The organism is Nocardia sp. PLKS1-43 (assembly GCF_059510335.1).
Genome location: NZ_JCAJZQ010000005.1, coordinates 481728 through 506255, shown reverse-complemented (window position 1 = coordinate 506255; position 24528 = coordinate 481728). Strand labels below are relative to the sequence as shown.

Below are 24528 nucleotides of genomic sequence, written 5' to 3'. Positions count from 1 at the left end.
TCGGCGTGAGGGGTGCTCGAATCACGAAGCGAGCGTGCGGGATCGCGGTACCGCCGCGAGTTCGGCCGTGATCCGGTCGCCGGTGGGATACGAGGCGTGCGTGCCGGGCGACTGCACCGCGAGGGCGCCCGCGGCGGTGGCGAAGGCGACGGCCCGGCCGAGTTCGGCGCCCTCGGCGAGCGCGGTGGCCAGGGCCCCGACGAAGGCGTCCCCGGCGCCGGTCGAATCGACCGTAGTCACCTGGGGCGCAGGCTGGTACGCGCCGACGACCTGCGCTGCGGATACGCTCCGCGCCCATACCGACCCGGCTGCGCCCAGCGTCGCCACCGCCGATGGCACCCCGCGCAGGCACAGCGCCCGGACCTGTGCGAATGCCTGTTGGGGAGATTCGGGGACCGAACCGCTCACCGCCGCCAATTCCGATTCGTTGACGATCAGCGGATCGCAGCGGCGCAGCAGGTCTTCGGACAGCCGCATCGCCGGCGCCGCGTTGAGGATGAACCGCCGGGCCCGCGTGGAGATCCAATCGACCACGCGCACAGGGATTTCCAGCTGCGCCACCACGACCTCCGCCGTCTCCAGCAGTCCGGCCTCGACGGTCAGCTCGTTCAGCTCGGCTTCGTTCTCCCAGCCGAAGTTCGCCCCCGGGTCCACCACGATCTGATTCTCCCCGCCGGCCACCGTGATGTACGCGGTACCGGTCCGGCTGTCGGGCACCTCGCGAACCGCTGTGAGGCCGATGCCGAACTCCAGCAACGACTTCCACAAGCCGGGATCGGCGTCGGCACCCACCCGGGCGACGAATTCCACCCGGCCGCCGGCCCGTGCGGCGGCGACGGCCTGATTGGATCCCTTGCCGCCCAGATTCGTTCGCGACCGCGATGCCAGCACCGTTTCCCCGGGTGCGGGCAGTCGTTCGACCTCGCTCACCACATCCACGTTCACCGAACCCACCACGACGACGGTCATGAGGCCGCCTCGGAGGTGGCCGAGGACGTTCGCGCCGTCTCGGAAGCCGTTGTGGTGTCCTCGGTCCGGACGTCACCGTGCTGCGGGGTCTGCGTATTCCCGGCGATCGCGCCGGTGATGAGGCCGACGAGCCGGTCGCCGTCGACTTCCGAAATCGAATGCGCGGCAACCGATCTGCCTCTGCGCAGGACTACCACGTTATCGCAGACGCGCATCACCTGAGCCAGGTCGTGACTGATGATGAGCACCGTGACGCCGCGTTCGCGCAGGCCGCGGACCAGTTTCTCCACCGCGGCGGTCTCCCGGACGCCCAGGGCGGCGGTGGGCTCGTCCATGATCACCATGGCCTTGCCCCAGGCGACGGCGCGGGCGATGGCGATGGATTGGCGCTGGCCGCCGCTCATCCGCCGCACGGTGGTGCGGACCGAGGGCACGTCGACGTCCAGTTCGCGCATGATCTCGCCGCTGCGCGCGATCATGCCGCGCCGGTTGACGATTCCGAGCGGATGCACCAGTTCCCGGTTGAGGAACAGATTTTGCCACACCGTCAGGTCATCGATCAGTGCCAGGTCCTGGTACACGGTCTCGATCCCCATCTTGCGCGCATCCTCGGGGGAACGCAGGCGCACCGGTTCACCGCGGAACAGGATCTGACCGGTGTCGGGGGACTGCACGCCGGTCAGGCAGCGCACCAGGGTGGATTTCCCGGCTCCGTTGTCGCCGACGAGCGCGGTGACCTCGCCTTCGGGGATGCGCAGCGACACCCCGTCCAGCGCGCGCACCGAGTCGAAGGATTTGGTCAGGTCCCGGGCCTCGAGCAGGGGAGTGGACTCGATGTTCATGACGTGCGCCTACTTTCGGAACCGGGAGATCCCGGCGGCCAGCAGCAGTACCGCGCCGACCGCGACCGGCTGGTAGTACTGCGAGATGCCCAGGATGGTGAACCCGTTGATCAGCGAGGTGAACAGCACCGCACCCGCGACGGTGCCCAGCACCGACGCCTTTCCGCCGGCCAGCGACGACCCGCCGAGGACCACCGCCGCGATCGAACTGAGCAGATAGGTCGTCTGCAGCGAGGGATCCGCGCCGCCGTTGCGCGCCACGAGCATCACCCCGGCGACCCCGCACAGCAGCCCGGACATCGCATACGCGAACAGCCGGATGCGATTCACCGCGATACCGGTGTCGCGGGCGGCCTCCAGACGTCCGCCGGTGGCCAGCAGGTGGGTGCCGATCCGAGTGCGGAAGATGATGCCCGCCACCACGAGTGCCGCGATCAGCGCGAGCAGCCAGAACCAGCGCACCGGACCGATGCCGTCCAGTGCGAGTTTCTGCAGGAAGGACGAGTTCACCGCCGTGGTGTTGCCGTGTGTCAGCAGCAATGTCAGCCCGCTCAGCACGCTGAGCATGCCCAGGGTGACCACGAAGTCGGTCATGTGCAGCCGGCCGACCAGCACGCCGTTGATCACGCCGACGATCAGTCCGCCCGCGATCGCGACGACGATGCCGATCGCGATCGGATAGCCGTGGCTGGTCGTGTAGCCCAACAGTGCTGCGGCCCAAGGCAGATTCGCGCCCACCGACAGATCGATACCGCCGGCGGTGACCGCGAACTGCTGGCCCAGCGCCAGCACGGTCAGGATCGACGCGGAGACCAGCAGGTCACCGATATTGGCCAGGGTCAGGAAATCCGGCGTGGCGATGAAGAAGGCCACCCAGAGCAGGACCAGCGCGATCGGCGCCGCGTATTCGGCGAGCTTGGCCGGGATTTCGGTGCGCCCCTCACGCGTACCGGCGTCCGCGGCGCCGCCCTCGGCGGGTGCGATATCTGCCGTGGAGCTCACTTGTTCAGGAGTCCTTCCAGCGGGTTGGCGAAGGTGACGATCGGACGCGGGAACGCGGTGATCTGCTGATCCACATTGTCCTTGCCGATGAACGCGATCGGGGAGACCACGCGGTCCGGCAGCTTCTTGCCCCGGTGCTGGGCCAGGCAGCCCTGCACCGCGAGTTGTCCTTCGGCATAAGGGTATTGGGTGACGGTGCCGTAGAGGGTGCCCGCCTTGACCGCCTCCAGCGCGGCCTGGATGCCGTCGACGGAGATCACCTTGATCTGCCCGGTGCGGCCGGCGTTCTTGATCGCCTGCGCCGCGCCGAGGCCCATGGTGTCGTTCGCGGAGAAGATGCCGGTGATGTCCGGATGCGCCTTCAGGATCGCCTCGGTGACCTGCAGGCCCTTGTCCTGTTCGTAATCCGCGGGTGCCTCCTGGACGATGTCCAGCTTGCCCGCGACGGCCTCGGCGAAGCCCTTGTCGCGGTTGATGCCGTTCTGCTCACCGGCGATGCCCTGCAGGACCGCGACCTTACCCGTGCCGCCCAGGGCTTCGAGCAGTTTCTGGCCCGCGGTCTTACCGGCCTCGACGTTGTCCGAGCCGATGAAACTCGCGTAGGAGACCCCGGCGGCCTTGGAGGCGGCCGGATCGATCTGGGTGTCCAGATCGAGGATCGGGATGTTCTTGCGGGCGACCGCGGTGAGCGGGGTGATGACGTTGGTGCCGTTCACCGGCACCACGCCGAAGCAGCCGAAGCCCTGCGCGGCCATGGTGGAGATCTGCGCGTTCTCACCGTCGGCGTCGGTTTCGGACTGCCCGGCCTGCACGGTGACCTTCACGCCGAGCTTCCCCGCTTCGGCCATGGCCCCGTCGCGCAACGCCGCCCAGTACGGGTTGGTGAAGTTGCGGGTGACGATGGCGATCTTGAAATCCCCGGAGCTGCTGTGATCGCCACGCCCGCAGGCGGCCGCGGCGAGCGCGCCGACGAGGACAAGCGGCGCCATCGCACGCCTGAATCGAGCATTCATGGGTGTTCGACCTATCCCTCAATTGATCAACTCGTGTTGATCAACACGAATTGATGAGTAGTCTGTGACCTGAGTCACCGACTGTCAAGGGGTTGGGCCCAATAGCGTGGGATCGAACCGTGACCGAGGACGAGGAGAGATCCGAATGGCAGTGACACGCGCGGACGTTGCGCGTCTGGCCGGCACCTCGCCCGCCTTGGTGAGCTACGTGCTCAACGGCGGGCCGCGTCAGGTCGCGCCGGCGACCCGGGCGCGGATCGAGGCCGCCATCGCCGAATTGGGCTACCGGCCCAACATGTCCGCGCGCAGCCTGCGGATGAATCGCGGGCACGCGCTCGGCATGGTGATCCCGGACGGTGCGAATCCGTTCTTCGCCGAACTGTCCGCGGTCATCGAGGCGGCCGCCTTCGCCCGCGGGTATCCGCTGTTCGTGGGCAACGCCGCCGGTGACTCGGAGCGCGAACAGGCCTATGTGCGGACCTTCATCGATCGCAGAGTCGAAGGGCTGCTTGCCATTTCGTCGTCCTTCGAGACCGGTGTCGGGGATGCGTGCGCCGAGGCCGGGATGGCGCTGGTGGCGGTGGACCGCATCATCGATCCGGCCCGGTTCACGCACGTGATGTGTGATTCGGTGAGCGGCGCGCAGGCGGCGGTGGCCCACCTGATCGAGCACGGGCACCGCGAAATCGCCTGTCTGAGCGGACCGCACGTCTCCACTGCCGAGGACCGCGTGCAGGGATATCGCAATGCACTGTCCGCCTGCGGATTACCCGAAGGACCTATCGTCCGCACGGATTTCGGCGGCGCGGCCGGATATCGCGCCCTGTCCGAACTCCTGGCCGCCCCCCGCCGCCCGACCGCGATTTTCGTCACCAGCGACCTCCAGGCGATGGGTATGCTCCGCGCCGCCTACGACGCCGGGCTGCGCGTCCCCGACGACCTGGCCGTGGTGGCCTTCGACGGCATCGAATACGCCCGCTACACCCGCCCCGGCCTGACCACCATGGTCCAGCCCACCCGCCGCATGGGTGAACTCGCGGTACAACTGTTGCTCGACCAGATCGACAGCGGCACAACACATCCTGGTGTGGTGTCGCTGGAAGCCGGGCTGCGGACCCGCGGTTCGTGCGGCTGCGCCGACGATTTCTGAATCGCGGCGGGTATGTCCAGCGTCCGCAGGCTGCCCGGTGGCGGTGAATGGTCCGGTCCGGCGTGATCTGGCACACTCCCTGCATGACCGAATCGTCCGTCTACCGCGATGGGCCCGGTCGCCGACCGGATCATGTCGCGATCGCCAGAGCGTGAGCGAGTTCGATCCGGACGCCGGGTCGATCGACTCCGCGCTCGAGCTGTACCCGGGTATTCGCCGCGCGAACATGATCGCGCGGCGGCTGGAGTCGATCATCCAGGAAGCCGGCGAAGGCATCGCCGAGAATCTTTATCGCAAGACCCGGGATGCGGTGGTGCGTGGCGAAGGGGATCTTGTCGCGAACGACGAGAATTTCGCCCGCCTGATCGGTGAGTCGGCGCGGTCCGAACTGCCGCCGGAGATCCCCCGGCCGAAGCTGCCGGACATCGGCATACCGGAGAACCCGAGGGAGTTGCACGAGTTCTGGTCCGGCCTGAACGAATCGGACAAGAACGAGCTGTTCCATGCCGATCCCTTCATCGGCAATCGGGACGGCATTCCGAGGGCGGATCGATACGAGTTCAACAAGCGCAATATCGACCGACTGTGGTCGCAGGCCCGGGATTCGGGCGACTTCGGCCGTGCGGACACCTACAACGACCTGGAGTCCATGATCTACCGAACGCGGCGCGGTGAACCGGATATCAACGTCGCGTACGTCGACGATCGCGGGCGTTTCGTGATCGACCTCGACAACCCGGACTTCGCCGACAACACCGTCATTCTGCTGAATCCCGCCGGCGCCGCCGACGCCCCCACCGCGTACGCCGATGAAACCATGAGCCAGATGCGGCAGATAGCAACGACGATCGAACCCGGCAAAAATACCGCGATAACGCTCTGGGGGGCATACCGCAATCCGCAATCGATGACCGAGGCGATGTTTCCGCAGTTCGCCGAGGACGGTGCGGCCATGGCGCGCGAACATCACGTCGGCCTGCGGATCACACATGAGGGAGAGCCGTCACACAACACCACCGTCGGCCATTCGTACGGGAGTGTCCTGGCGGGTCATGCCGCCGGCAACGGCGCCGTGCTCGACACCGACGACCTGGTCGTGATCGGCAGCTGGGGTATGGGAGTGCGAAATGTCCGGGAGTTGCGGCTCGCCGGCGTCGAAGCCGAGGACATCGGCAACCATGTGTTCGCGACCATGGCCCGACGCGATTTCGTTCAGCTGATGCCGAAAACGCACGGACCGCCTCCCACCTCTCCGGGATTCGGCGCCAAGGTTTTCGCTTCCGCTTCCACTCCCGGCGAGCCGCGCTGGATTTCGGACGAGCATTTCGCCTCGCACTATCTCGATTCCCGCAATCCTGCCGCGGGGAAGCTCGGACTGATCATCACCGGACTCGGTCATATGGTGAGGTGACCGTGACCCTGGCCGGGCCTTCAGAAACCAACGAATCGGACGAGGATGGCGGTATGCGAGCGGAGTTGACCCGGGCGCAGGCGCAGGACCGGCTCTATCGGTATCTCGCGCAGACGCTGCGTGCCCTTCCGGCGGAGCTGGCACTGTCGCTCGCGCATCCCGAGATTGCGCGGGCACGATTTCACGGTGGTGTCGTACTACCCTGCGACGAGACCGGCCAGGATGTCGATCGGGAGTTCTTCGATATCGCGTACTGGGTCGCGGGAACCACTCCGGCCACCGCCGACGAGACGTTCGACCTCGTGGTGCGGGTGTGGCGGGAATCCGCATGGCCGGTCCGGACGGACCGCGGTTCCCGGCCTAGAGCGGCATACACATCCACAGCCGACGGCTTCGGGCTTTCGGTCCGGCAGAGCGTCGACGGCTCCGTCAGTCTCGCCGGCTCGACCCCGCCGTTCGCGGCCCGTTCGCCCGAGGGCAGTCCGCTGCCGGAGCGCATCGAACACCCGCCCGGCGCACGGGCGGAGTCCGGGCGCGCGATTCTCCCGCCGGACACCGGCCACCGGTGGACCCCGTGGCGTCGGAACGATTTGCGCTAGATCCCGATACCGCGGCGTCCGCGCCGCCGCGATCAGCTCGGGCGGCGGGCGAATTCCGGGGCGTGTTCGGGCAGGACGCCGCGGGCCACGAGGCGAGGTGGGAGGTCGCGAAGGAAAGGCGTGCGGCGCAACAGACGCAGCGGGAGAGGGGGAGTGGGGTTGTCGGAGATGTTGAGCCGGCCGCCGAGGGCGGGGGTTATCGCGTGTGCGTGCAGGAAGCGTTGCAGGCCCTGGGTTACGGCGGTGGAGAGACGGCGGCGGCGTTGCACGCGAGCCAGGTCGGCGGTGCTCAGTCGGCCCGAAAGGAGTTTGGGGGCAAGGATTCTCGCGGCCGCTACCGCGTCCTGGACGGCGAGGTTGATGCCGACCCCGCCGACGGGGGACATGGCGTGTGCGGCATCGCCCAGGCACAGCAGGCCCTCGGTGTACCAGTGGTCCAGGCGATCCAGCTGGACGTCCAGCAGTTTCACCTCGTCCCAGCTCGACACGGCGTCGGCGCGGTCGGAGAGCCAGGGCACGATATCGGTGAGCGGACGCATGATCTCGGAAACGGGGCCGCTGCGCAGCGCGGGGTCGCTGCCCTTGCCGATCAATGTCGCGCACTGCCAGTAGTCGCCACGATCGAACAGCAGGGCCACCCGCCGCGGGGTGAGGAATCCGACGGCGCCGGACGGGTCGGTGCCGTTGCGCGGAATCCGGAACCACCACACGTCGAAAGGCGTTGGCCAGCGCCGCGATCCGAGTCCGGCCGCCGCACGCAGGGCGGAGGTCCGCCCGTCGCACGCCACGGTGAGATCCGCCCGGATCTCGCCGGACTCGCCGTCGCGAGTGCGATACCGGGCGCCGACAACCCGTCCGTCCTCGCGGATCACATCGATTGCCTCGGTGTTCATTCGCAGCGTGAACGTGGGCTCCGAATCGGCTTCTCCGGCAAGGAGATTCAGTAGATCCCACTGCGGCACCATCGCGATGTAACGGTGCGGTCCCGGTAGCCGGTCCATGGTGGCGACGGTGAACATATGTCCGCGGATCGGCAGTTGCACCGAAGTCAACCGGCGCTGCGGTAGTTTCGCGAAGCGTTCGCCCAGGCCGAGCTCGTCGAGCAGGTCGAGCGTGGTGGGATGTACGGTGTCGCCGCGGAAGTCGCGCAGGAAGTCCGCATGCTTCTCCAGCACGGTGACCTGGACTCCGGCGCGGGCCAGCAGGAGACCCAGCACGATTCCCGCCGGACCTCCACCGGCGATGAGACAGGTGGTTCGATCCATCGGGGCCTCCACAGTGGTCGCGGCCTTGCGCTCGCTGGTCGATGCTATTGCGCGGCAGGGCGATGTGCAGCGTATCCGCACCGGACCGGACCGATGCCGGTCGAGCGGCTCCTGGTCCGGTAATGCGAATTCGTCATCTGTTGTTGTCCGGTTGCTCGGCTGCGCGTCGACCGATGCGGATCGCGCTACCAGTACATTCGGCCCGGGGGTGTCGGAGCGGCGCCGGTGTATCGACGACCATTGCGAGGTATTTGATGACGAACGATCCGATATCGCCGGAGATCCGCTCGCCCGGGAACGTGTGGACCAGACCCCTCTCGATGCTCGCGGCCGCGATGATGGCCACCCTGGTCGCGCTGTCGGTCCTGCTGGGCGGCACGGGCGCGGCGCATCAGGCCGATACCGCCTCGGCCGGCGCTCACAGCGCCACCGACCAGCGCCCGGTCGCGTGCTCGATTCCCGATCAGGCCCGGCAGACGCTGGGCCTGATCGATGCCGGTCAGTGGCCGCCGAACGACGGTTCGGGCACCAAGGGCGGCACCACCTGGAGTGATCGCGAAGGAAATCTGCCTCGGACCGACGGCGGCAAGGCCGTTCACTACAAGGAGTGGGACGTCAACCGCAAGGTGCCCGGCCACAACCGCGATGCCGAGCGCATCGTCACCGGTGACGACGGATCGGCCTGGTACACCGGGGATCACTACGCCACCTTCTGCCGGATGCGCTGACACGCAACGCTTTCCGATCAGCCGGAACATTCCGCGCGCCCGCTCCGACCGGATCGGGCGCGCGGCTTCGTTCATGCCCGCTGGGTCGCGGCCGCCGCAGATATGCGCGGCCGATGTGCCCGGGCCCCCGCGATCCCGGCAGCCGAGCGGGACCTGCGCCCTCGTGCGGTGAGCTGAAAGTCGTTGCGGCAACGGGCCTGCCATCCTCGGCCTCGACAGGCCGGCGGCGATCCGGGGCGCGAGTACTCGGCTGAACGCGCCGCCGCGGCCGGCGCCGCATGCGCCGGTGCCCGCTACCGGAACGGAATGATCTCCGAAAGCCTTCGGCCGCGAACCTTGTTCACCCACTCCGGATCGGCGAGCAGCGCACGGCCCAGGGCGACGACGTCGAATTCGCCGTGCTCGAACTGCTCGTTCAGGAAGCGGAAGCGTTCGGCCTGGGTCTCGTCGATCCGGTCACCTCGGAAGACGCTGTCCACGCCGACCGAACCGACGGTGATCACCGGTCGGCCGGTGATCTTCTTGGTCCAGCCCGCGAGGCTCAAATCCTCTGCGTGGTCGGTGAATTCGGGCAGCCAGTGCCGCCGCAGCGAGGTGTGGAAGAGGTCGACTCCCGCGTCGACCAGCGGGGTCAGCAACTGCTCGAGTTCACCCGGGTTCGCGGCGATCCGGGCGGTGTAGTCGACGCCCTTCCACTGCGAATAGCGGTAGATGATCGGGAAGTCCGGGCCCACGGCCTCGCGCACGGCCGCGACCACGCGAGCCGGGAACGCCGCGCGGCGCCGTAGCGTCGCACCGTAGTCGTCGGTGCGGCGATTGGTTGCGGCCCAGAAGAATTGGTCGAGCAGATAGCCGTGCGCGCCATGGATTTCGATACCGTCGAAGCCGAGTTGCCGAGCCAGCATCGCGGACTCCACGTAGGAGGCGACGAGAGTATCCAGGTCGTCGGCGGTCAGCGCGCGCCCGACCGGAGCCCCGGTGTGATCGATCCCCGACGGGCTCACCGACCGGGTCTCCGGCTCGAACTCGGGTTCGTTACCCCGCTCGACGCCGGTATGCCACAACTGCGGCACGATGGCAGCGCCCTCGGCATGCACGGCGTCGGCCACCGCTCGCCAGCCCGCCGCGCTGTCCTCGCCGTAGAACCTCGGTACCCCCGAGAGCGGTCCGGCCGCCGGACCGCGGACGTAGGTCCCCTCGGTGATGATCAGCCCCACACCACCGGCCGCATGTTGCCGGTAGTACTCGATGTTCTCCGAATTGGGCACGCCGCCAGGCGATTTCACCCGCGTCATCGGGGCCATCGCGAACCGGTTCCGCAGCCGCAGCGATCCCGTGTCGAATTCGGTGAACAATCCGTCGAGGTGGATCGAGGGATCACCGACCGATTCTTGTGACATGGAGCATATTTCCTTCCGATTCGGCGATTCGATTGTCGAAATCCGGTCGCCGGAACAACACCGGGAAGGGGGCGGCCATTCCGGCACAGGTGTGATCGGGGTAACGAACGCGGTCGCGTCCGGTCGGCGGCTTCCCCGCTCGGGAGCCGCGAGAGCACGACCCCCCGGCCATCGCCGCCCGTTCCCCGGGCACGGGGTCACGAAGTGATTCGAGCGGCACTCAGTCGACCAGCAGCACCAGTTTCCCGCGCACGGCGCCTTGTTCACCCAGCCGGTGCGCCTCGGCGACCTCGGTGAGCGGGAAGGCGCGGGCGAGCGGGAGTGCGAAGCGGCCGGAGTCGATCAGTTCGCCGATCTCGTCGATGGCGTGCAGTGCGCGTCCGGAATCACCGCGGCTGAACCGCACGCCGTGCTCCTGCGCTCCGGCGAAATCGGCAACGGTGATGACATGTGTTGCGCCACCGGCGATTTCGATGAGATCGGGCAGGATTCCGCTGCCCGCGACGTCGAGGGCGAGGTCGACGCCGCCGGGAGTGAGTGCGCGCACCCGGGCCAGCAGGCCCGCACCGTAGGTGACCGGTTCGGCGCCGAGCGAGCGGACATACTCCTGATTGGCCGGTCCGGCGGTGCCGATCACCCGCGCGCCCCGCGCGACCGCCAGCTGGACCGCGGCGCTGCCGACGCTGCCGGACGCGCCGTTGATCAGCAGCGTCACCCCGTCCGTGACGCCGAGCTGGTCGAGTGCGCGAGTGGCCGTCTCGATCGCGGCCGGAAGCGCGGCGGCGTCGGTGAAGTCCAGTGCCGCCGGGATCGGCGCGTAGTGGGACAGCACCGCCAGTTCGGCCTGGGTACCCTCCCGGGCGGCGAAGCCGAAAACACGATCGCCGACCGACACGTCCGCGACGCCCTCGCCGAGTTCGTCGACCACGCCCGCCGCCTCGTAGCCCATGGTCTGCGGGAGCTGCCGATCCATCAGGCCCGCCCGCTTCTTCCAGTCGCTCGGGTTGATCCCGGCCGCGCGCACCGCGATCCGCACCTGGCCTGGCCCCGGATGCGGATCCGGCAGCTCGACGACCTCGAGCACCTCCGGGCCGCCGAACCGGCTGAAACGAATCGCCTGCATCGTTCGCTCCGATCTCGACTCGGGACGCGCGTTCGCCGCGCGTGGAACAGTCTGCCAGCCGAGGTCGTCGCGACGCACGGACACAGATGCCCGGTCCGGGGAAGTTCGCTCGCGGATCGCTGAGGATCACCTAGCCTGGAAAGGCTGATCCCGGCCGGACAGTATTCGCCGAGGGTGTGGATGTGCTCGGCGGGCGCCGCGCGGTCGCGGATCGGGAGTGTTGCTCGTGAGTCCCGAGGAGGTCGTGTCCGGTGCATGTGCTGACCCCGCGCGAACGTCCGAGACGGTGGTCGCTCGACGACATCGTCGTCACGGACCCGCCGATCATCCGCCGGGCCATCGGCGCGGCGAGTATCGGCAACATCACCGAGTGGTACGACTTCGGCGTCTACGCCTATTTCGAGCCGACCATCAAAGAGGTGTTCTTCTCCCATCTGGGCAATACCGCGGGCACGATCGCGACCTTCGGACTGTTCGCGGTGGCGTTCCTGGTCCGTCCGTTCGGCGGCATGTTCTTCGGACCGCTCGCGGATCGGGTGGGCCGCAACAAGGTTCTCGCCACGACCATGATCCTGATGGCGGCCGGCACCTTCGCGATCGGCTGCATCCCGGACCAGAACTCGATCGGCCTGTGGGCCCCGATGTTGCTGCTGTGCGCCCGGTTGCTGCAAGGTTTCTCCACCGGCGGGGAGTACGGCAACGCGATGACCTTCATCGCCGAGTACGCGCCGGATCGCCGCCGCGGCTTCCTCGGCAGCTGGCTGGAATTCGGGACGTTCACCGGATATCTGCTCGGCGCTCTGATCGTCACGCTCGCCGATGCGACGATGTCGCACGACCAGCTGCTGGCCTGGGGCTGGCGGCTGCCGTTCTTCGTGGCGCTGCCGCTCGGCGTCGTCGGGGTCTATCTGCGGATGCGGCTGGCCGACACTCCGGCCTTCGCCGCGCTGGAGAAGGAATCCGAGGATCGGGAGAAGTCCAGCAAGACCGGTGACGAGGCCAAGATCCTCGCCAAGCTGTGGCCGTACGTGCTGGTCTGCATGGGACTGGTCATCGTCTGGAACGTCACCAACTACATGCTCACCTCGTACATGCCGACCTATGTCACCGCGACCGTGCCCGATGCGGACGGCGGCGGCGTGTCCTCGACGGTGTCGCAATGGTTGCAGATCGCGGTGATGGCCATTGCGCTGCTGACCATTCCGCTACTGGGCCTGCTGTCCGATCGCGTCGGCCGCAAACCGATCATCTGGGGCGGCATCGTCGCGCTGATCGTGCTGGCTTTTCCGATGGTGCTGCTGGTCCGCATGCACAACGCGTTCGCCGTCTTCCTCGGCCTGCTGATCATGGGGCTGACGCTGATCTGCTTCAGCGCGACGATGCCGTCCACGCTGCCCTCGCTGTTCCCGACGAAGGTGCGCGCTGCGGGCCTGTCGGTGTCGTTCAACGTCGCGGTCTCGTTGTTCGCGGGCACCACCTCGGTGGTGGTCGGCGCACTCGTGGGAGCCACCGGCGATCTGAACTGGCCCGCGTACTACCTGATCATCGCCGGGGTGATCGGCGCGGTGTCGGTCTACTTCCTGCAGGAGCCCAACGGCCGGCGGATGTGGGGTTCGGCGCCGTCCGCTCAGTCCGAGGAGGAGGCCGAGCGACTCGTCGGATCCCAAGGCGCCACTCCCTGATTCCCGGCTCTCTGATTCACGACGAGCGACCCCCGCGGCCGATCGACTCGGCAGCAGGTCCGCTCACGCCGGGCCGGCGTGCAGTGCCGCGACGAGATCGGCGACGTCGGCCGGCGCTTCGCGGTAACCCGGGAAATAGCAGCACACCTCGCTCGCATGTCCGGCGAACCGGTCGCGAATCTGCTCGGCGCATTCCTCGGGGCTGCCGACCACGGCCAGCGTGGCCACGATCTCCGGGGTGATCAACTCGCGCATTCGCGGGAATCGTCCGGCCTTGGACAGTGCGTTCAACTCGGGCTGCAGATCGGCCCACCCCTCGACCTCGAGCACCGGCAGATAAGCCGGGGTCGACCCGTAGAAGGCGGTCAGCCCGGACACGCCCTCGACGGCCGCGGCCAACTGTTGTTCGGTGCGGCCCACCGCGACCATCACCTGCGCGATGATCCGGAACTCGTCCGCGTCCCGCTCCGCTCGCCGAAGTCCGCTCCGCACAGCCGGAATCGTGCGCTCGGCGAAGTGGCGGGCGGAGTTGAACGGCATCACCAGCAGTCCGTCGGCCGTCTCGGCCGCCATGGCCGTCATCCGCGGGCCGAGCGCGCCGACCAGAACGGGCGGCGGCCCGTACGGGTTCGGGCCGGGGTCGAAGTTCGGCGGCATCAGCGTGTGCGTGAAGAACTCCCCGCGGAAATCGAGCCGTTCCGCGCCCTCCCAGGCCGCGAAGATCGCCTTGACCGCCCGCACCGTCTCCGCCATCCGAGCGACCGGCCTGTCCCAGGTAGCGCCGTACCGTTTCTCGATGTGCGGCTTGATCTGTGAGCCCAGCCCCAGCCGGAACCGGCCGCGGCTGTAGCACTGCAGATCGTATGCCGCGTGCGCCAGATGCATCGGGCTGCGGGGCCCGGCGATGGCGACATTGGTCATCAGCTCGACATCCGTGCTTCCCGACGCGACCACCAGCGGAAAGAACGCGTCGTGCGGCCCTTCGAAGGTGAACAGCCCGTCCGCGCCGAGATCTGCGATCTCCCGTGCGTGCCGCGATACCTCCTGCGGCGAACCATCCACCTGCAGATGCACTTTCACGACAACACTCCCTCGCCGGCATCGGAGCAACACGGCGTATGCGCACCGGACGAATCGACCCTATCGGCTGTGCTCGCCGCGTTCGGCGGTTCGGCGGCGGTGATCCGGCCGAAACCATCGTCGCCCCTGTCGACCAGCCGTTTCGAATACGACCCGACACCGGCTCCGGCCTTGTCCGCACTGGTGTGGACGGCTTCGGCAATTACACTGTGCCTGACTTGTTTCCGTGGTCGGATGAAAGGTGTCACGTGAAGAGGTTCACTGTTCGGATCGGATTGGCCGGAGGTCTCGCGGCCGCACTGGCTTTCGCGTCGATGATGTACTCGACGCCCGGTGCGTTGCCCCAGGCCGACGCCGCTCCCGCCGCACCGGTGGCGGACGGTCTGGTCACCCTGCAGGAGTTCGCGACCTTCAACGACGGATCGCGCGATCCGCGGCACACCGGGTTCTTCTTCACCACCAACCCGGCCGAGGCGTCGGCCGCGGTGAGCAAGTATCACTTCACCAAGGTCGAGGATCTCGGCCACCTGCACACCGCTGCGGGACCCAACCGGGTCGCGGTGCATCGCCTGCGGCTCAAGTCCAGCGAGCACCCGTCGTACCTGCTGGCGATCGCGGACCGCGACATCAAGAACCCCGGGGTCGCCGACGAGGGCGTGATCGGCTGGATCGACAACGCCCCGGACCTCGGTGACCAGCCGTTGCTGCGCTATAGCTACAACAACCGCTGGGCCGCGGCCATCGACACCTCGCCCGGTCAGGTCGGGCTCGTCGCGCACGGCTTCCACTCGGACGGTCCGGTCGGCTGGGTAGTGCCCTGACCGCTCCGGCCGGCTGATCGCCGCACCCGCGCTCGGACGAGGTCGACGCCGCTGATCCGCGGGCCGGGCCGTCGCGCTGTGCACGTCGGGTGCGGCGAGTGTGCGAGGTGCCGCTCACCCGCGTCTTGCGCTGTGGCCGAGGCGGTTTCGCCGTTCGGTCGGCGCGCTACGGCGTCACGATGGCGAAGTCGGGGTCGGGCGAGTCCAAGTAGCCGACCAGTTCGGTCAGTGCGCCCGGATCGCCCTCGACGGTGATGGTTCCGTCGGAGATCATCTCGCCGAGGTCCCGGCTGCCGAGCAGGGCGGCGTGCAGGTCCGCGCCGCTGAGGGTGAATGTGGTTGCGGCCGCGGGGAACTGGTCGTCGACGTCGAAGTGCACCAGTACGCCGTTGCGGAGTTGAGTGCGGTGCACGAGATTCTGGTCGGAGATGCGCCAGTCGATGGTGATGTTCGCGGACCACGCCCTGGGGCCATCGATGCGCAGGGCGGCGGCGTCGAAGAGCTGTTCGACGGTGAGTGCCGCGGCGATATCCGGTGCGGCGGTGGCGGTCGGCGTCCCGACCGAGCCGTTGCGCAGTTCGTAGGCGCCCATCAGGAAGAAATTGCGCCAGGTGCCGTTCTCCGCGCCGAAGCCGAGCTGTTCGAGGGTGTCGGCCTGCAGTGATCTCGCCTCGGCGTTGCCGGGCTCGGCGAAGATCACGTAGTTCAGAATCTGTGCGGCCCAGCGGAAGTCGCCGGCCTCGTACGATTCGCGTGCCTTGCGCACGACGTTCTGTGCTCCGCCCATGAATTCGACGTGCCGTTCGGCCGATTCGATCGGCGGATGCTGCCACAGCGTGGCCGGGTTTCCGTCGAACCAGCCCATGTACCTCTGGTAGACGGCTTTGACGTTGTGACTGACCGATCCGTAGTAGCCGTGGGTGTGCCAGGCCCCGACGATGGCCGGCGGGAGTTCGATGCTCTCGGCGATCTCGATTCCGGTGGCGCCCTTGTTCAGTGCGCGCAGCGTCTGGTCGTGCAGGTATCCGTAGAGGTCGCGCTGCACCGCGAGGAATTCGGTCAGGCGCTCGGTACCCCAGGTCGGCCAGTGGTGTGAGGCGAACAGGACATCGGACCGGGCGGCGTATCGGTTGATGGATTCGGTCAGATATCTGGACCACACGTGCGGGTCGCGGACCAGCGCGCCGCGCAAGGTCAGCAGGTTGTGCAGGGTGTGGGTCGCGTTCTCGGCCATGCACAGGGCGCGGTGATCGGGGAAGTGGAAGTTCATCTCCGCGGGCGCCTCGGTGCCGGGCGTGAGCTGGAATTCGACGCGGACGCCGTCGACGACTTCGGTCTGGCCGGTGTGGGTGACGTCGATGGTCGGGGTGATGAGCGTCGGGGTGCCGGTCGAGGTCGTCGGGCCGAGCCCGGCCCCCACCGCGCCGAGCGGTCCGCGGGGCAGGGCCGCGCCGTACATGTAGGCGGCCCGTCTCGCCATGGCGGTGCCCGCGTAGACGTTCTCCTCGACCGCGTGTTCCACGAAGCCGGCGGGCGCCAGGATCGGACAGCGACCCGCCGCCACCTCCTGCGGTGTGGTGACGCCCTTGACGCCGCCGAAGTGATCGATGTGCGAATGCGAGAAGATCACGCCGGTCACCGGCCGGTTTCCGCGATGCTCACGGTAGAGCCCGAGCCCGGCGGCCGCGGTCTCCGCGGAGATCAGCGGATCGATCACGACGACTCCGGTATCGCCCTCGACCAGCGTCATATTCGACAGATCGAGCCCACGGATCTGATAGATGCCCCGGGTCACCTCGAACAATCCCTGCATCGCGCACAGCTTCGACTGCCGCCACAGACTCGGATTCACCGTCGCGGGGCAGTCCTGGTCGAGGAACGCGTAGGCGTCGCTGTCCCATACGGTGTTCCCGGCCGCGTCGGTGATCACGCCGGGTTCGAGTGCCGCGACGAAGCCGCGTCGGGCGTCGGCGAAATCCTGGTCGTCATCGAAGGAACCGGCCCGGGCGGACTCCTCGTTCAGCATCTGCACGGTGGCCGAGACCTCGGTGTGAGCGGTCATTGCACAACCCCTATCGGCTTCGCGGACCAGGATTCACGGATTGTCAGCGAGGATCGCAGCCGCGTGCTGCCCGATCCTCACCCTGCCCGGGTGAGATGCGTCGCGGCTCGCGGGCGGTCCCGCGAAGGCAGGACCGCCCGGCACGGCAGCGCTTCCGGGTGATTCACCCGTCGCGGGTGAGGGCGGTCGCCGAGTGATCCGGACTTCCGCCAGGCCCGTCGCCGCTGATGCGCCCGCAGGGCACCTACGAACGAACCGGCCGGCCCGACGACCTCGCCGAGTTCGGTCCGGCCCGGCGCGCCGCGCCGCTCGGTCACAGGGGTTCTGCTCCCACGGAGATCATCCCGGCCGGGTGAGTCGAGTTCGTGACCGGCGGGTGCAGACTCGTGCTCCGAGATCTTCCGTCAACGGTCATCGAGATCGGTCGGCAGGTATGGAGATTCCGATGAGCGAGAAACCTCATCCTGGCAGGTGGGAGCGGCACCCTCCGGGCCGAGGGGGCGGTGGGGCACTCGGGACCGATTCCGCGGTGTTCGCAACGACCGTCGGCATGATTCTGCTGATTCCGGCCCTCGTATCGGTGGGTCCGGTGGGCGCGGCGATTCTGCTCCGGCAGCACAACGGCGCGGCGGCCGTGGGAGCCGCGCTGCTGGTGGCGACCGTGGCGACCGGCGTCGTGCTGATCGTCGGAGCGAGTCTCGCGTTCGCGGTGGCCCGGCGCAGATCGCGGCATCGGCGGACGCCGCGGATGCGGGTGCGCAAGGGTTCGGTAAATGGCTTGCAGGGCAACGGAATTCGAGTGAACCGCCGGAGGGTGACATGACCCAGACGCACCCGGAACCGCCGATGACGGCCGAACGCTCCTTCGTCTCCTGTGAGAAGGTCCAGTTCCGAGCTGTCATCGACGACACGACACGTCTGCAATCCCGGGTCGGCCGGGTACTGGCGTGCGGCCGGCGCCGCTGGCTCGGCCGCGCCGAGCTGGATTCCTGTCCGGCGCTGCGGCGATGGCATCGGCTGCAACCGCCGCACTGGCCTGCCGGGCACCCGACGCTGAGCAGCGCGGTGGCCGCCGCGGCGGCCGGGGTCCGCACACCCGGGACCGCCCCGGCCGATTTCGGCACCGCGATCATGCTGTTGTCGGGATGCCCGGCATTCGTCACCGGCTCGCTGCACGCCGGAGACGCCGATGGTCCGCCCGCTGTCACGATCTCCCTGTTCGCCCTGCCCGCCGACGATCTCGTGCTGGCACAGGACCTCGTCGGGGTGACCATCGACACCGCGGGGGCCGTCACCTACCGATCCTCGACGACGATGCTGCTGACCCGGTCGCATCTCGCCAACCGGCCGCACCGGGAGGCCGGCATGATCGCGCCGGCACCGGAACCGGAGCTGTCCGGGCCGATGCGGGTGCGGCTGGACGGCATCGGCAGCTGAGCGCCGAAGCCGTGGCGGCCCGGGTCAGATCGCGCCCAGGGTGCGGCCTCGGGTGATGGCGTCGGCGCGGGTGCGGACGCCGAGTTTGTGATAGATCCCGCGCAGATGGGTTTTGACGGTGTTGATCGAGACGCCCATATCGGTGGCGATGTCGTTGGTGGTCATTCCCGAGGGAAGCTGACGCAGGACCGCGACCTCGGCGTCGGTCAGATGTGGGCCGTGCAGGGCGGCGTCGGCGCGGCGGTGCCGGCGGATCGTGTCGACGAAGTCGTCGAGGTAGCCGAACCGGCCCATGTACTGGTCGAGCAGTTCGATGGTGCCGGGCACGTCCAGGAAGGGCCGGATCAGCCGGTCGGTGTACGCGAGCGTGGCGGCGCGGTGCAGCGCGTCGTAGACCGCGACCGGCCGGTCGAGCCGGTGGCAGGCCGAGGCGTAGAGCAGCCAGGCCTGGATCGCCGGGATCGGGTGCAGTCGATCGTCCTGGCCCAGCAGGGGAGTGACCAGTTCGAGGGTGACCGATGAGCAGTGCTTGGTTTCGGCGAGGGCGGCCTGGGCGAGAACCGTCTCGGGGATGCGGCCCAGCGCGGCGGCCGCTCGGTCGAGCAGTCGTTGCGCGGTATCGGACCACCGGACGCGCAACAGCGCCCAGGTGACCTGGATCAGCAGCCCGCCGGTGGTGGCGACCAGCGGGGTCTCCTCGAGCAGGGTGTGCATTTCGGTGCGCAGTGTGTCGGCGAGAGTGTGTTTGTCGGCGGTGGAGTCCGAGTTCAACAGCAGTGCCAGGATCTGTGCGTGCCGACCCGGGGCCGGGGCGACGGACCCGTCCACCCGGCGGGTGAGCGGGGCGATCTGCTCGATGGGCAGCTGCTGCTCGTCGGCCTGCAGATAGGCGGTGAGCGCGATCATGGTTCGCGCATGCGTCAGCGCCGTGCTGTCCTGGAGATGGTGGCTTTCGGCGAAGGCGACCGCCTGCACGGATCGCTCCCGCATCAGCGTGAGCGATCCGCCCAGTCCGGCCGCGACGGCCAGACGGGTCAGGGCGTGCATCGTCAGCCGGTCCAGTCCGGCGTGCTCGGCGAGCGCGAGAACGTGCCGCAACTCCGATTCGCCCTTGTCGTGCGGGTGCGGACCGAACAGGTGAGTGCTGGCGGCCTGCAGGGCGATGTAGCAGTCCAGCTCCGGATAACCCGTCGGGGTGGGCAGGCCGCGCGGTGTGGTCTCGGTGAGTCGACCGGTCGCGATGTCGACGTCGGTTCCGACCGCGTCGGCCAGCGGCCCGAGCAGTTCCGGCGCCGCGAAGACCGAATCCGGCAATGGGAACCGCCGGACCAGGTCGCCGAGCGCCGCGGCGTGGACGAGGTCGCCCCGTTCGATCGCCTCGGCGGTCCGCAGCAGGACGACGAAGGCGTCGGTCGCCGTGCCGAGAGGGTCGAGCCGGCGGAACAGCGTCGCGCCGTCGCCGTCGAACACCATGCGGGGACCGTGTTCGCGGACGAATTCGGTCAGTCCGGTCCGATCCGGTGCGGCCAGCAGATGGTGCAGTGCTTCGGGCAGCATGCCGGCGGTGGTGAACCAACGCGCGCAGGCAGCGTGCAGCGCGGGTGCGCGGTCCGGTTCGGTCCGCGCGATCTCCGCGAGGAGATAGGTGCGCAACATCGGGTGGTAGGTGTACCAGAGGCTGCCGTTGCGGGCGGCCGCCTCTAGCGGAAAGTTGCCGCGCAGTAGCGATTCCAGTGTGCGGGGCGCGGTTCGCCCCGCCAGCGTTTCGGCCAGATCTGCCGAGAAGGAGTCCGGGATCGCCGTGGCGAGCAGGAAATCCAGCATCTTGGGCGCCAGCGCCGACAACAGTTCACCGACCAGGAAATCGGCCACCGCGTGGGATCCGTGTTCCAGCGCGGCCAGCGCGGTGGCGCGGTCGCGGGTGTGCGAGGCCAGGTGGAACGCGCCGATCCGGACCAGCCCCGCCCAGCCGCGGGTGAGTTCGTGGAAGGAGGCCAGTTCGGATTCGGTGAGCCGGCAGTCGTGCTGGGCCAGCAGCGCCGCGGTGTGCTCTATGTCGAAGTACAGGTCGCGCGACCCGATGCGGGTCAGCCGACCTGTCATCTGCAGGGTGTGCCACCGAACGGGTGGTTCGTAGCGGCCGACGACCACGGTGGTCAGCGTGGGCGGGGCATGTTCGAGGAAGTACTCGAGGCCCGCGAGCGCCAGCGCGTCGGTGATCAGGTGAGCGTCGTCGAGGACCAGCACCGTATCGGTGGACGCGTCGCCGATCGCGGATATCACTGCCGCGGCCTCGTCGATCGGGGTGTCCGGGACGGACCCGCCGCCGGTGCTCGACTGCAGGTCCAGGGCCGTCGCGACGGCGGGCCACAGCTGGGTTTCGCCGAGATCCGCGAGGCCGACCCAGGCGAGAGCGGCCGGGCAGAGCCGACGCTGGACCCAATCGGCAGCCAGGACGGTCTTACCGGTTCCCGCCGGGGCGCACACGAGAATCGTGTGGCCGTTCGCCGCTTGCCTGGCCTGATTCATCCGGGCCTGCGCCGCGACCATCCGCAGCGGGGTGAAGGACAGGATCGGCGGCGTGTGCGCCGAAGCCGCCGCGGCGTTCGAGCGGTACCGGTTCGCGCTGGTGCGCAGGGTGGATAGTTCGGGTGCGACCATAACGCCTCCGTGAGCTTGTCTGTCCGTCCGAGCCGCTGTCGAGGGGTCTGATCTGTCTGAATTCGAACGTATACCAGCTATTTGCTGGATACGAGGGGGTAGCTGATCTCTTGACCGGATCGAATTCATCTCGAAAGGGCGAGGCACATCAGGCCGTCCGGGGGTCAGTCCGGCAGACGGGACATCTCCAGCAGAGTGAGGCCGAGGGTGTCGATGCGGGCCAGCACGCTGCGGACCGCGGTGCTGTCCGGAACCGTTCCGTACAGGGTGGTGGTGCCCGGCGTGGAGTGGGCGCTGCGGGTCAGTTCGGGGAAGGCGGCCTGTGCGCGTTCGGACAGGTCGCCCTCGATGACGAACCGGTACCGAACGGCAGTCGCCATGCACGCTCACCTTCTCGTGGGCTGGTGCGTCTCGTCGCGGGCCGACTCCAACACTGTCGGGATCCAGATTCGCTCGCCGATCGTGGCGGCACGTCATCCGCTCGGGGTGAGTTCGCCCCGAATGTCACGGATGCGCTCACCCCTCGCGGGTGAGGCGCGTTCCCGCCGGGTGCGGGACTCGTCGCATAGTACGACGATCCGGCCAGGTGAGCGCGAAGACGAATTGCTCACCAGGGCCGAAGGCCCGCGCCGGATGTTCGGCATGTTCCGATTCCGCCCGCGACGTTCCCGGGTGTTCGAACGCCGTGCGGGCTGGGAGATTCCGAACCCGATGGCAATCTCGCTGTGCAGAGCGGCTGAGCGCCCCGGGGAGGACGCGGCGAACATGGGAACGGCGGCTCGGCTGGTGATCTACGCCGAATATCAGTTGTGGGCAGGTAGGGTCGCCGTTTCGGCTGGTCGCTTGCCATCGTGCGACGGAGGCGGGCCGGGCCTGGCGCCGGATGGGCGCCGGGCGGGGGCGGCTACCTTCCGGTGTAGGGCAGGAGGCCCATTTCGCGGGCGTTCTTCACGGCGGTTGCTACCTGCCCTCCTACCAGCTGGATTTGCTGACGCCGGGCAACTCGCCGCGGTGTGCCATCTCGCGCAGCCGGACTCGGGACAGCCCGAACTTGCGCAGATGCCCGCGCGGACGGCCGTCGACCGCATCGCGATTGCGCAGCCGGGTCGGGCTGGCGTCGCGCGGCAGCCGCTGCAGCGCGAGCTGCGCCGCGGCCTGGGTTTCGGGGCTCGCGTGCGGATCCCGCACGGTCGCACGCAATTCCGCGCGCCGCTCGGCATAGCGGGCCACCACCAGCTCGCGCTGCTCGTTCTTGACGATCTTGGACTTCTTCGCCACGGTTCAGCGGTCCTCTCGGAAATCGACGTGCCGCCGCACGACCGGGTCGTATTTGCGCAGCACGAGCCGGTCCGGGTCATTGCGCCGGTTCTTGCGGGTCACGTACGTGTAGCCGGTGCCCGCGGTCGAGCGCAGCTTGACGATCGGGCGGATATCGGTGCTCTTGGATGCCATCAGATCCGCTCCCCTCGGGCCCGCAGCCGGGCGGCCACAGCGTCGATGCCGTCGCGGTCGATGACCTTGATGCCCTTGGCCGAGACGTTCAGCGTGACCCGCCGCCCCAGGCTGGGCACGAAGTAGGTCTTGCGCTGGATGTTCGGATCCCAGCGCCGGTTGGTGCGCCGGTGCGAATGCGACACCGACTTGCCGAAGCCGGGCGCTCGCCCGGTCACCTGGCAGTGTGCGGACACACCACTCTCCTCACTGTTGAAAATCATTTTCGACAACTCCCTGTCGGCACTGTACCCTCGGGTCGCAGTTAATGAAAATGGTTGTCGAAAGGAGTGACGTGGACGCCAGGACGCCCGTCATCATGGTCGGGGGCCACCCCGACGGGGTGCGACAGCTCGGCTCCGGACTGCTCACCCCCGGGACGGCGCTGGTCCGGCACGATCTGGCGCTGCTGCGCGAAGGTGTGGTCACCCGGACGCTGACCATGCACGATCGCGAACAGACGGCGGTGCTGGAACTGGCGCACGGTTGTGTGTCGTGCACGCTGCGCGCGTCGCTGCTGCCGCTGCTGCGCACGCTGTCCGACCGCAGTTCGGTGACGCGCATCGTGCTGCTGCTGGATCCGGTGATGGAACCGATCGAGGTGTGCGAGGCGATCGAGACCGTCGTCGTCGCCGGTGTTCCCGGCCGGGTCGACGCCCCGGCCGGCCACGATGTGCGGATCACTGCGATGCTGGCCGCCGTCGACGCCGCCACCTGGCTGGCGGACGCCACGGGCGATGAGACCCTCGCCGAGCGCCTCGGCGCCGGCGACGACGACCGCACGGTGGCCCAGGTCGCGCTCGCTCAGGTCGAATTCGCCGACGCCATAACGTTTTTCGGGCAACCCGACCCGCTGGACGCGGCGGTGCTGAACGCCGTCTTCGACCGGTTGGCCCCGGGTGTGCCGCGGCAGTGGGCGAGCGGGACTCTCGATGCCGCCGGCGTGCTCGCGAGTACGGGTGAGCCCTCCCGGACCGGGCGCGGCTTCGATCCGCACGCGCCGCTGCTGGCCGGCGCGCCGCCGCTGGAGATGGACGCCGGGGTCTGCCTGGTCGAGTTCACCGCCGAGCGTCCGTTTCATCCCGAGCGGCTGCACGAGGCCATCGATGTGCTGCTCGACGGGGTGATCACCGCGCGCGGCCGGATCTGGCTGGCGACCCGCCCCCAGGAGGTGCTGTGGCTCGAATCCGCCGGTTCGGGACTGCGTATCGGCCCGGCCGGGCCGTGGCTCGCGGCCTTGTCCCCCGCCGATCAACAGGCCGAGAATCCGGAACGGCTGGCCCTGGCCGCGCTGCGCTGGCATCCCCGCTTCGGTGACCGGCACTGCGCGCTCGTCGCCCTGGTGCACCACGCCGACCCCAGCGACATCGAACGCGCCCTGCAATGGGCCCTGGTCACCGACGACGAACTGCGCCAACAGGATTCATGGCAGCACTGGCCGGACCCGTTCGGCGACTGGCACGAAGACCCGTGCGCCACAACCGAACCCACCTCCGTATACCCCACCCGTGAAGGAGAACAGTCGTGAAACCCGGCATCCATCCCGACTACCACCCGGTCGTCATCGAGGATTCCAGCACCGCAAAGCGTTTCCTCACCCGCTCGACTGCCACCAGCGACCGCACCGTCACCTGGACCGACGGGCATACCTATCCGCTGCTCGTCATGGACGTGACCTCGGACTCACACCCGTTCTGGACCGGTGCCCATCGCGTGCTGGACACCGCGGGCCGGGTGGAGAAGTTCGAACGACGCTACGGCCGCCGCGTGCGGCCCGGAAAGGAGGCGTGAG

At 68.4% G+C, this 24528-nt stretch carries 24 protein-coding genes; 10 read left to right on the top strand and 14 right to left on the bottom strand.

Annotation, left to right across the window (positions count from 1 at the left end; translation table 11 throughout):
- Window positions 1–21: 21 nt before the first annotated feature.
- The 4 genes from AC5WS7_RS21715 to AC5WS7_RS21700 are packed head-to-tail and all read right to left on the bottom strand — an operon-like array spanning window position 22 to window position 3802.
- Window positions 22–969, bottom strand: coding sequence for a ribokinase (locus AC5WS7_RS21715; RefSeq protein WP_495956364.1), 948 nt, complete (start codon window positions 967–969; stop codon window positions 22–24).
- Window positions 966–1811 (bottom strand): ATP-binding cassette domain-containing protein, encoded by an 846-nt coding sequence (locus AC5WS7_RS21710; RefSeq protein WP_495956363.1) that lies wholly within the window; start codon window positions 1809–1811, stop codon window positions 966–968. The genes AC5WS7_RS21715 and AC5WS7_RS21710 overlap by 4 nt, the downstream gene beginning before the upstream one ends.
- 9 nt (window positions 1812–1820) lie before the next feature.
- Window positions 1821–2813, bottom strand: coding sequence for an ABC transporter permease (locus tag AC5WS7_RS21705; RefSeq protein WP_495956362.1), 993 nt, complete (start codon window positions 2811–2813; stop codon window positions 1821–1823).
- Window positions 2810–3802: a sugar ABC transporter substrate-binding protein gene (locus AC5WS7_RS21700; protein ID WP_495956361.1), complete on the bottom strand. Its 993-nt coding sequence runs from the start codon at window positions 3800–3802 to the stop codon at window positions 2810–2812. The genes AC5WS7_RS21705 and AC5WS7_RS21700 overlap by 4 nt, the downstream gene beginning before the upstream one ends.
- A gap of 169 nt (window positions 3803–3971) precedes the next feature.
- Here AC5WS7_RS21700 and AC5WS7_RS21695 point away from each other — a divergent pair, with 169 nt between their 5' ends.
- From AC5WS7_RS21695 to AC5WS7_RS21685, 3 genes are all read left to right on the top strand, one after another.
- Entirely contained in the window at window positions 3972–4976 is a 1005-nt protein-coding gene (locus AC5WS7_RS21695; protein ID WP_495956360.1) for a LacI family DNA-binding transcriptional regulator, read from the top strand.
- A 151-nt stretch (window positions 4977–5127) separates the two neighbouring features.
- Complete coding sequence (locus AC5WS7_RS21690) at window positions 5128–6387, top strand: alpha/beta hydrolase (RefSeq protein WP_495956359.1); 1260 nt, start codon at window positions 5128–5130, stop codon at window positions 6385–6387.
- 53 nt (window positions 6388–6440) lie between these two features.
- On the top strand, window positions 6441–6986 hold the full coding sequence (locus AC5WS7_RS21685) for a hypothetical protein (protein ID WP_495956358.1): 546 nt from the start codon (window positions 6441–6443) through the stop codon (window positions 6984–6986).
- A 32-nt stretch (window positions 6987–7018) separates the two neighbouring features.
- Here AC5WS7_RS21685 and AC5WS7_RS21680 read toward each other — a convergent pair whose 3' ends face one another.
- Window positions 7019–8251: an FAD-dependent oxidoreductase gene (locus tag AC5WS7_RS21680; protein WP_495956357.1), complete on the bottom strand. Its 1233-nt coding sequence runs from the start codon at window positions 8249–8251 to the stop codon at window positions 7019–7021.
- Window positions 8252–8505: 254 nt separating this feature from the next.
- On the opposite strand from AC5WS7_RS21680, the gene AC5WS7_RS21675 reads away from it, so the two are divergent.
- The gene (locus AC5WS7_RS21675) at window positions 8506–8979 is read left to right on the top strand and encodes a guanyl-specific ribonuclease (protein ID WP_495956356.1); all 474 of its coding nucleotides are present in this window, start codon (window positions 8506–8508) and stop codon (window positions 8977–8979) included.
- Window positions 8980–9272: 293 nt separating this feature from the next.
- On the opposite strand, the gene AC5WS7_RS21670 is transcribed toward AC5WS7_RS21675, so the two are convergent.
- Both AC5WS7_RS21670 and AC5WS7_RS21665 read right to left on the bottom strand, forming a co-directional pair.
- Window positions 9273–10379 (bottom strand): NADH:flavin oxidoreductase, encoded by a 1107-nt coding sequence (locus AC5WS7_RS21670; RefSeq protein ID WP_495956355.1) that lies wholly within the window; start codon window positions 10377–10379, stop codon window positions 9273–9275.
- 220 nt (window positions 10380–10599) lie between these two features.
- The gene (locus AC5WS7_RS21665) at window positions 10600–11502 is read right to left on the bottom strand and encodes an NADP-dependent oxidoreductase (protein WP_495956354.1); all 903 of its coding nucleotides are present in this window, start codon (window positions 11500–11502) and stop codon (window positions 10600–10602) included.
- A gap of 251 nt (window positions 11503–11753) precedes the next feature.
- Here AC5WS7_RS21665 and AC5WS7_RS21660 point away from each other — a divergent pair, with 251 nt between their 5' ends.
- The gene (locus AC5WS7_RS21660) at window positions 11754–13184 is read left to right on the top strand and encodes an MFS transporter (protein ID WP_495956353.1); all 1431 of its coding nucleotides are present in this window, start codon (window positions 11754–11756) and stop codon (window positions 13182–13184) included.
- 63 nt (window positions 13185–13247) lie between these two features.
- Here AC5WS7_RS21660 and AC5WS7_RS21655 read toward each other — a convergent pair whose 3' ends face one another.
- Window positions 13248–14264 (bottom strand): TIGR03617 family F420-dependent LLM class oxidoreductase, encoded by a 1017-nt coding sequence (locus AC5WS7_RS21655; protein WP_495956352.1) that lies wholly within the window; start codon window positions 14262–14264, stop codon window positions 13248–13250.
- Between the two features lie 248 nt (window positions 14265–14512).
- Here AC5WS7_RS21655 and AC5WS7_RS21650 point away from each other — a divergent pair, with 248 nt between their 5' ends.
- Window positions 14513–15085 carry a hypothetical protein gene (locus AC5WS7_RS21650; RefSeq protein WP_495956351.1) on the top strand — a complete coding sequence of 191 codons (573 nt, stop codon included), beginning with the start codon at window positions 14513–14515 and terminating at the stop codon, window positions 15083–15085.
- A 166-nt stretch (window positions 15086–15251) separates the two neighbouring features.
- Here the strand turns inward: AC5WS7_RS21650 and AC5WS7_RS21645 are convergent, their stop codons facing one another.
- Window positions 15252–17111 (bottom strand): alkyl/aryl-sulfatase, encoded by a 1860-nt coding sequence (locus AC5WS7_RS21645; protein WP_495956456.1) that lies wholly within the window; start codon window positions 17109–17111, stop codon window positions 15252–15254.
- Between the two features lie 565 nt (window positions 17112–17676).
- On the opposite strand from AC5WS7_RS21645, the gene AC5WS7_RS21640 reads away from it, so the two are divergent.
- Together AC5WS7_RS21640 and AC5WS7_RS21635 are read left to right on the top strand one after the other, a co-directional pair.
- Entirely contained in the window at window positions 17677–17970 is a 294-nt protein-coding gene (locus AC5WS7_RS21640) for a hypothetical protein (RefSeq protein ID WP_495956350.1), read from the top strand.
- Window positions 17967–18584: a hypothetical protein gene (locus AC5WS7_RS21635; protein ID WP_495956349.1), complete on the top strand. Its 618-nt coding sequence runs from the start codon at window positions 17967–17969 to the stop codon at window positions 18582–18584. Before AC5WS7_RS21640 ends, AC5WS7_RS21635 begins: the two co-directional genes overlap by 4 nt.
- A 24-nt stretch (window positions 18585–18608) precedes the next feature.
- On the opposite strand, the gene AC5WS7_RS21630 is transcribed toward AC5WS7_RS21635, so the two are convergent.
- The 5 genes from AC5WS7_RS21630 to rpmB form a co-directional block, all read right to left on the bottom strand.
- A complete protein-coding gene (locus AC5WS7_RS21630) occupies window positions 18609–21245 on the bottom strand; it encodes a winged helix-turn-helix domain-containing protein (RefSeq protein WP_495956348.1) in 2637 nt (878 codons plus the stop codon).
- Window positions 21246–21409: 164 nt separating this feature from the next.
- Window positions 21410–21625: a DUF8691 family protein gene (locus AC5WS7_RS21625; protein WP_495956347.1), complete on the bottom strand. Its 216-nt coding sequence runs from the start codon at window positions 21623–21625 to the stop codon at window positions 21410–21412.
- A 592-nt stretch (window positions 21626–22217) separates the two neighbouring features.
- Window positions 22218–22523: a 30S ribosomal protein S14 gene (gene rpsN / locus AC5WS7_RS21620; protein WP_495956346.1), complete on the bottom strand. Its 306-nt coding sequence runs from the start codon at window positions 22521–22523 to the stop codon at window positions 22218–22220.
- Window positions 22524–22526: 3 nt separating this feature from the next.
- Complete coding sequence (rpmG, locus tag AC5WS7_RS21615) at window positions 22527–22697, bottom strand: 50S ribosomal protein L33 (RefSeq protein ID WP_463357918.1); 171 nt, start codon at window positions 22695–22697, stop codon at window positions 22527–22529.
- Window positions 22697–22933: a 50S ribosomal protein L28 gene (rpmB, locus tag AC5WS7_RS21610; protein WP_495956455.1), complete on the bottom strand. Its 237-nt coding sequence runs from the start codon at window positions 22931–22933 to the stop codon at window positions 22697–22699. The genes rpmG and rpmB overlap by 1 nt, the downstream gene beginning before the upstream one ends.
- Before the next feature lie 98 nt (window positions 22934–23031).
- On the opposite strand from rpmB, the gene mrf reads away from it, so the two are divergent.
- Together mrf and AC5WS7_RS21600 are read left to right on the top strand one after the other, a co-directional pair.
- A complete protein-coding gene (gene mrf, locus AC5WS7_RS21605; RefSeq protein ID WP_495956345.1) occupies window positions 23032–24264 on the top strand; it encodes a ribosome hibernation factor-recruiting GTPase MRF in 1233 nt (410 codons plus the stop codon).
- Complete coding sequence (locus tag AC5WS7_RS21600) at window positions 24261–24527, top strand: type B 50S ribosomal protein L31 (RefSeq protein WP_495956344.1); 267 nt, start codon at window positions 24261–24263, stop codon at window positions 24525–24527. Before mrf ends, AC5WS7_RS21600 begins: the two co-directional genes overlap by 4 nt.
- The last annotated feature ends 1 nt before the right edge of the window (window position 24528 follow it).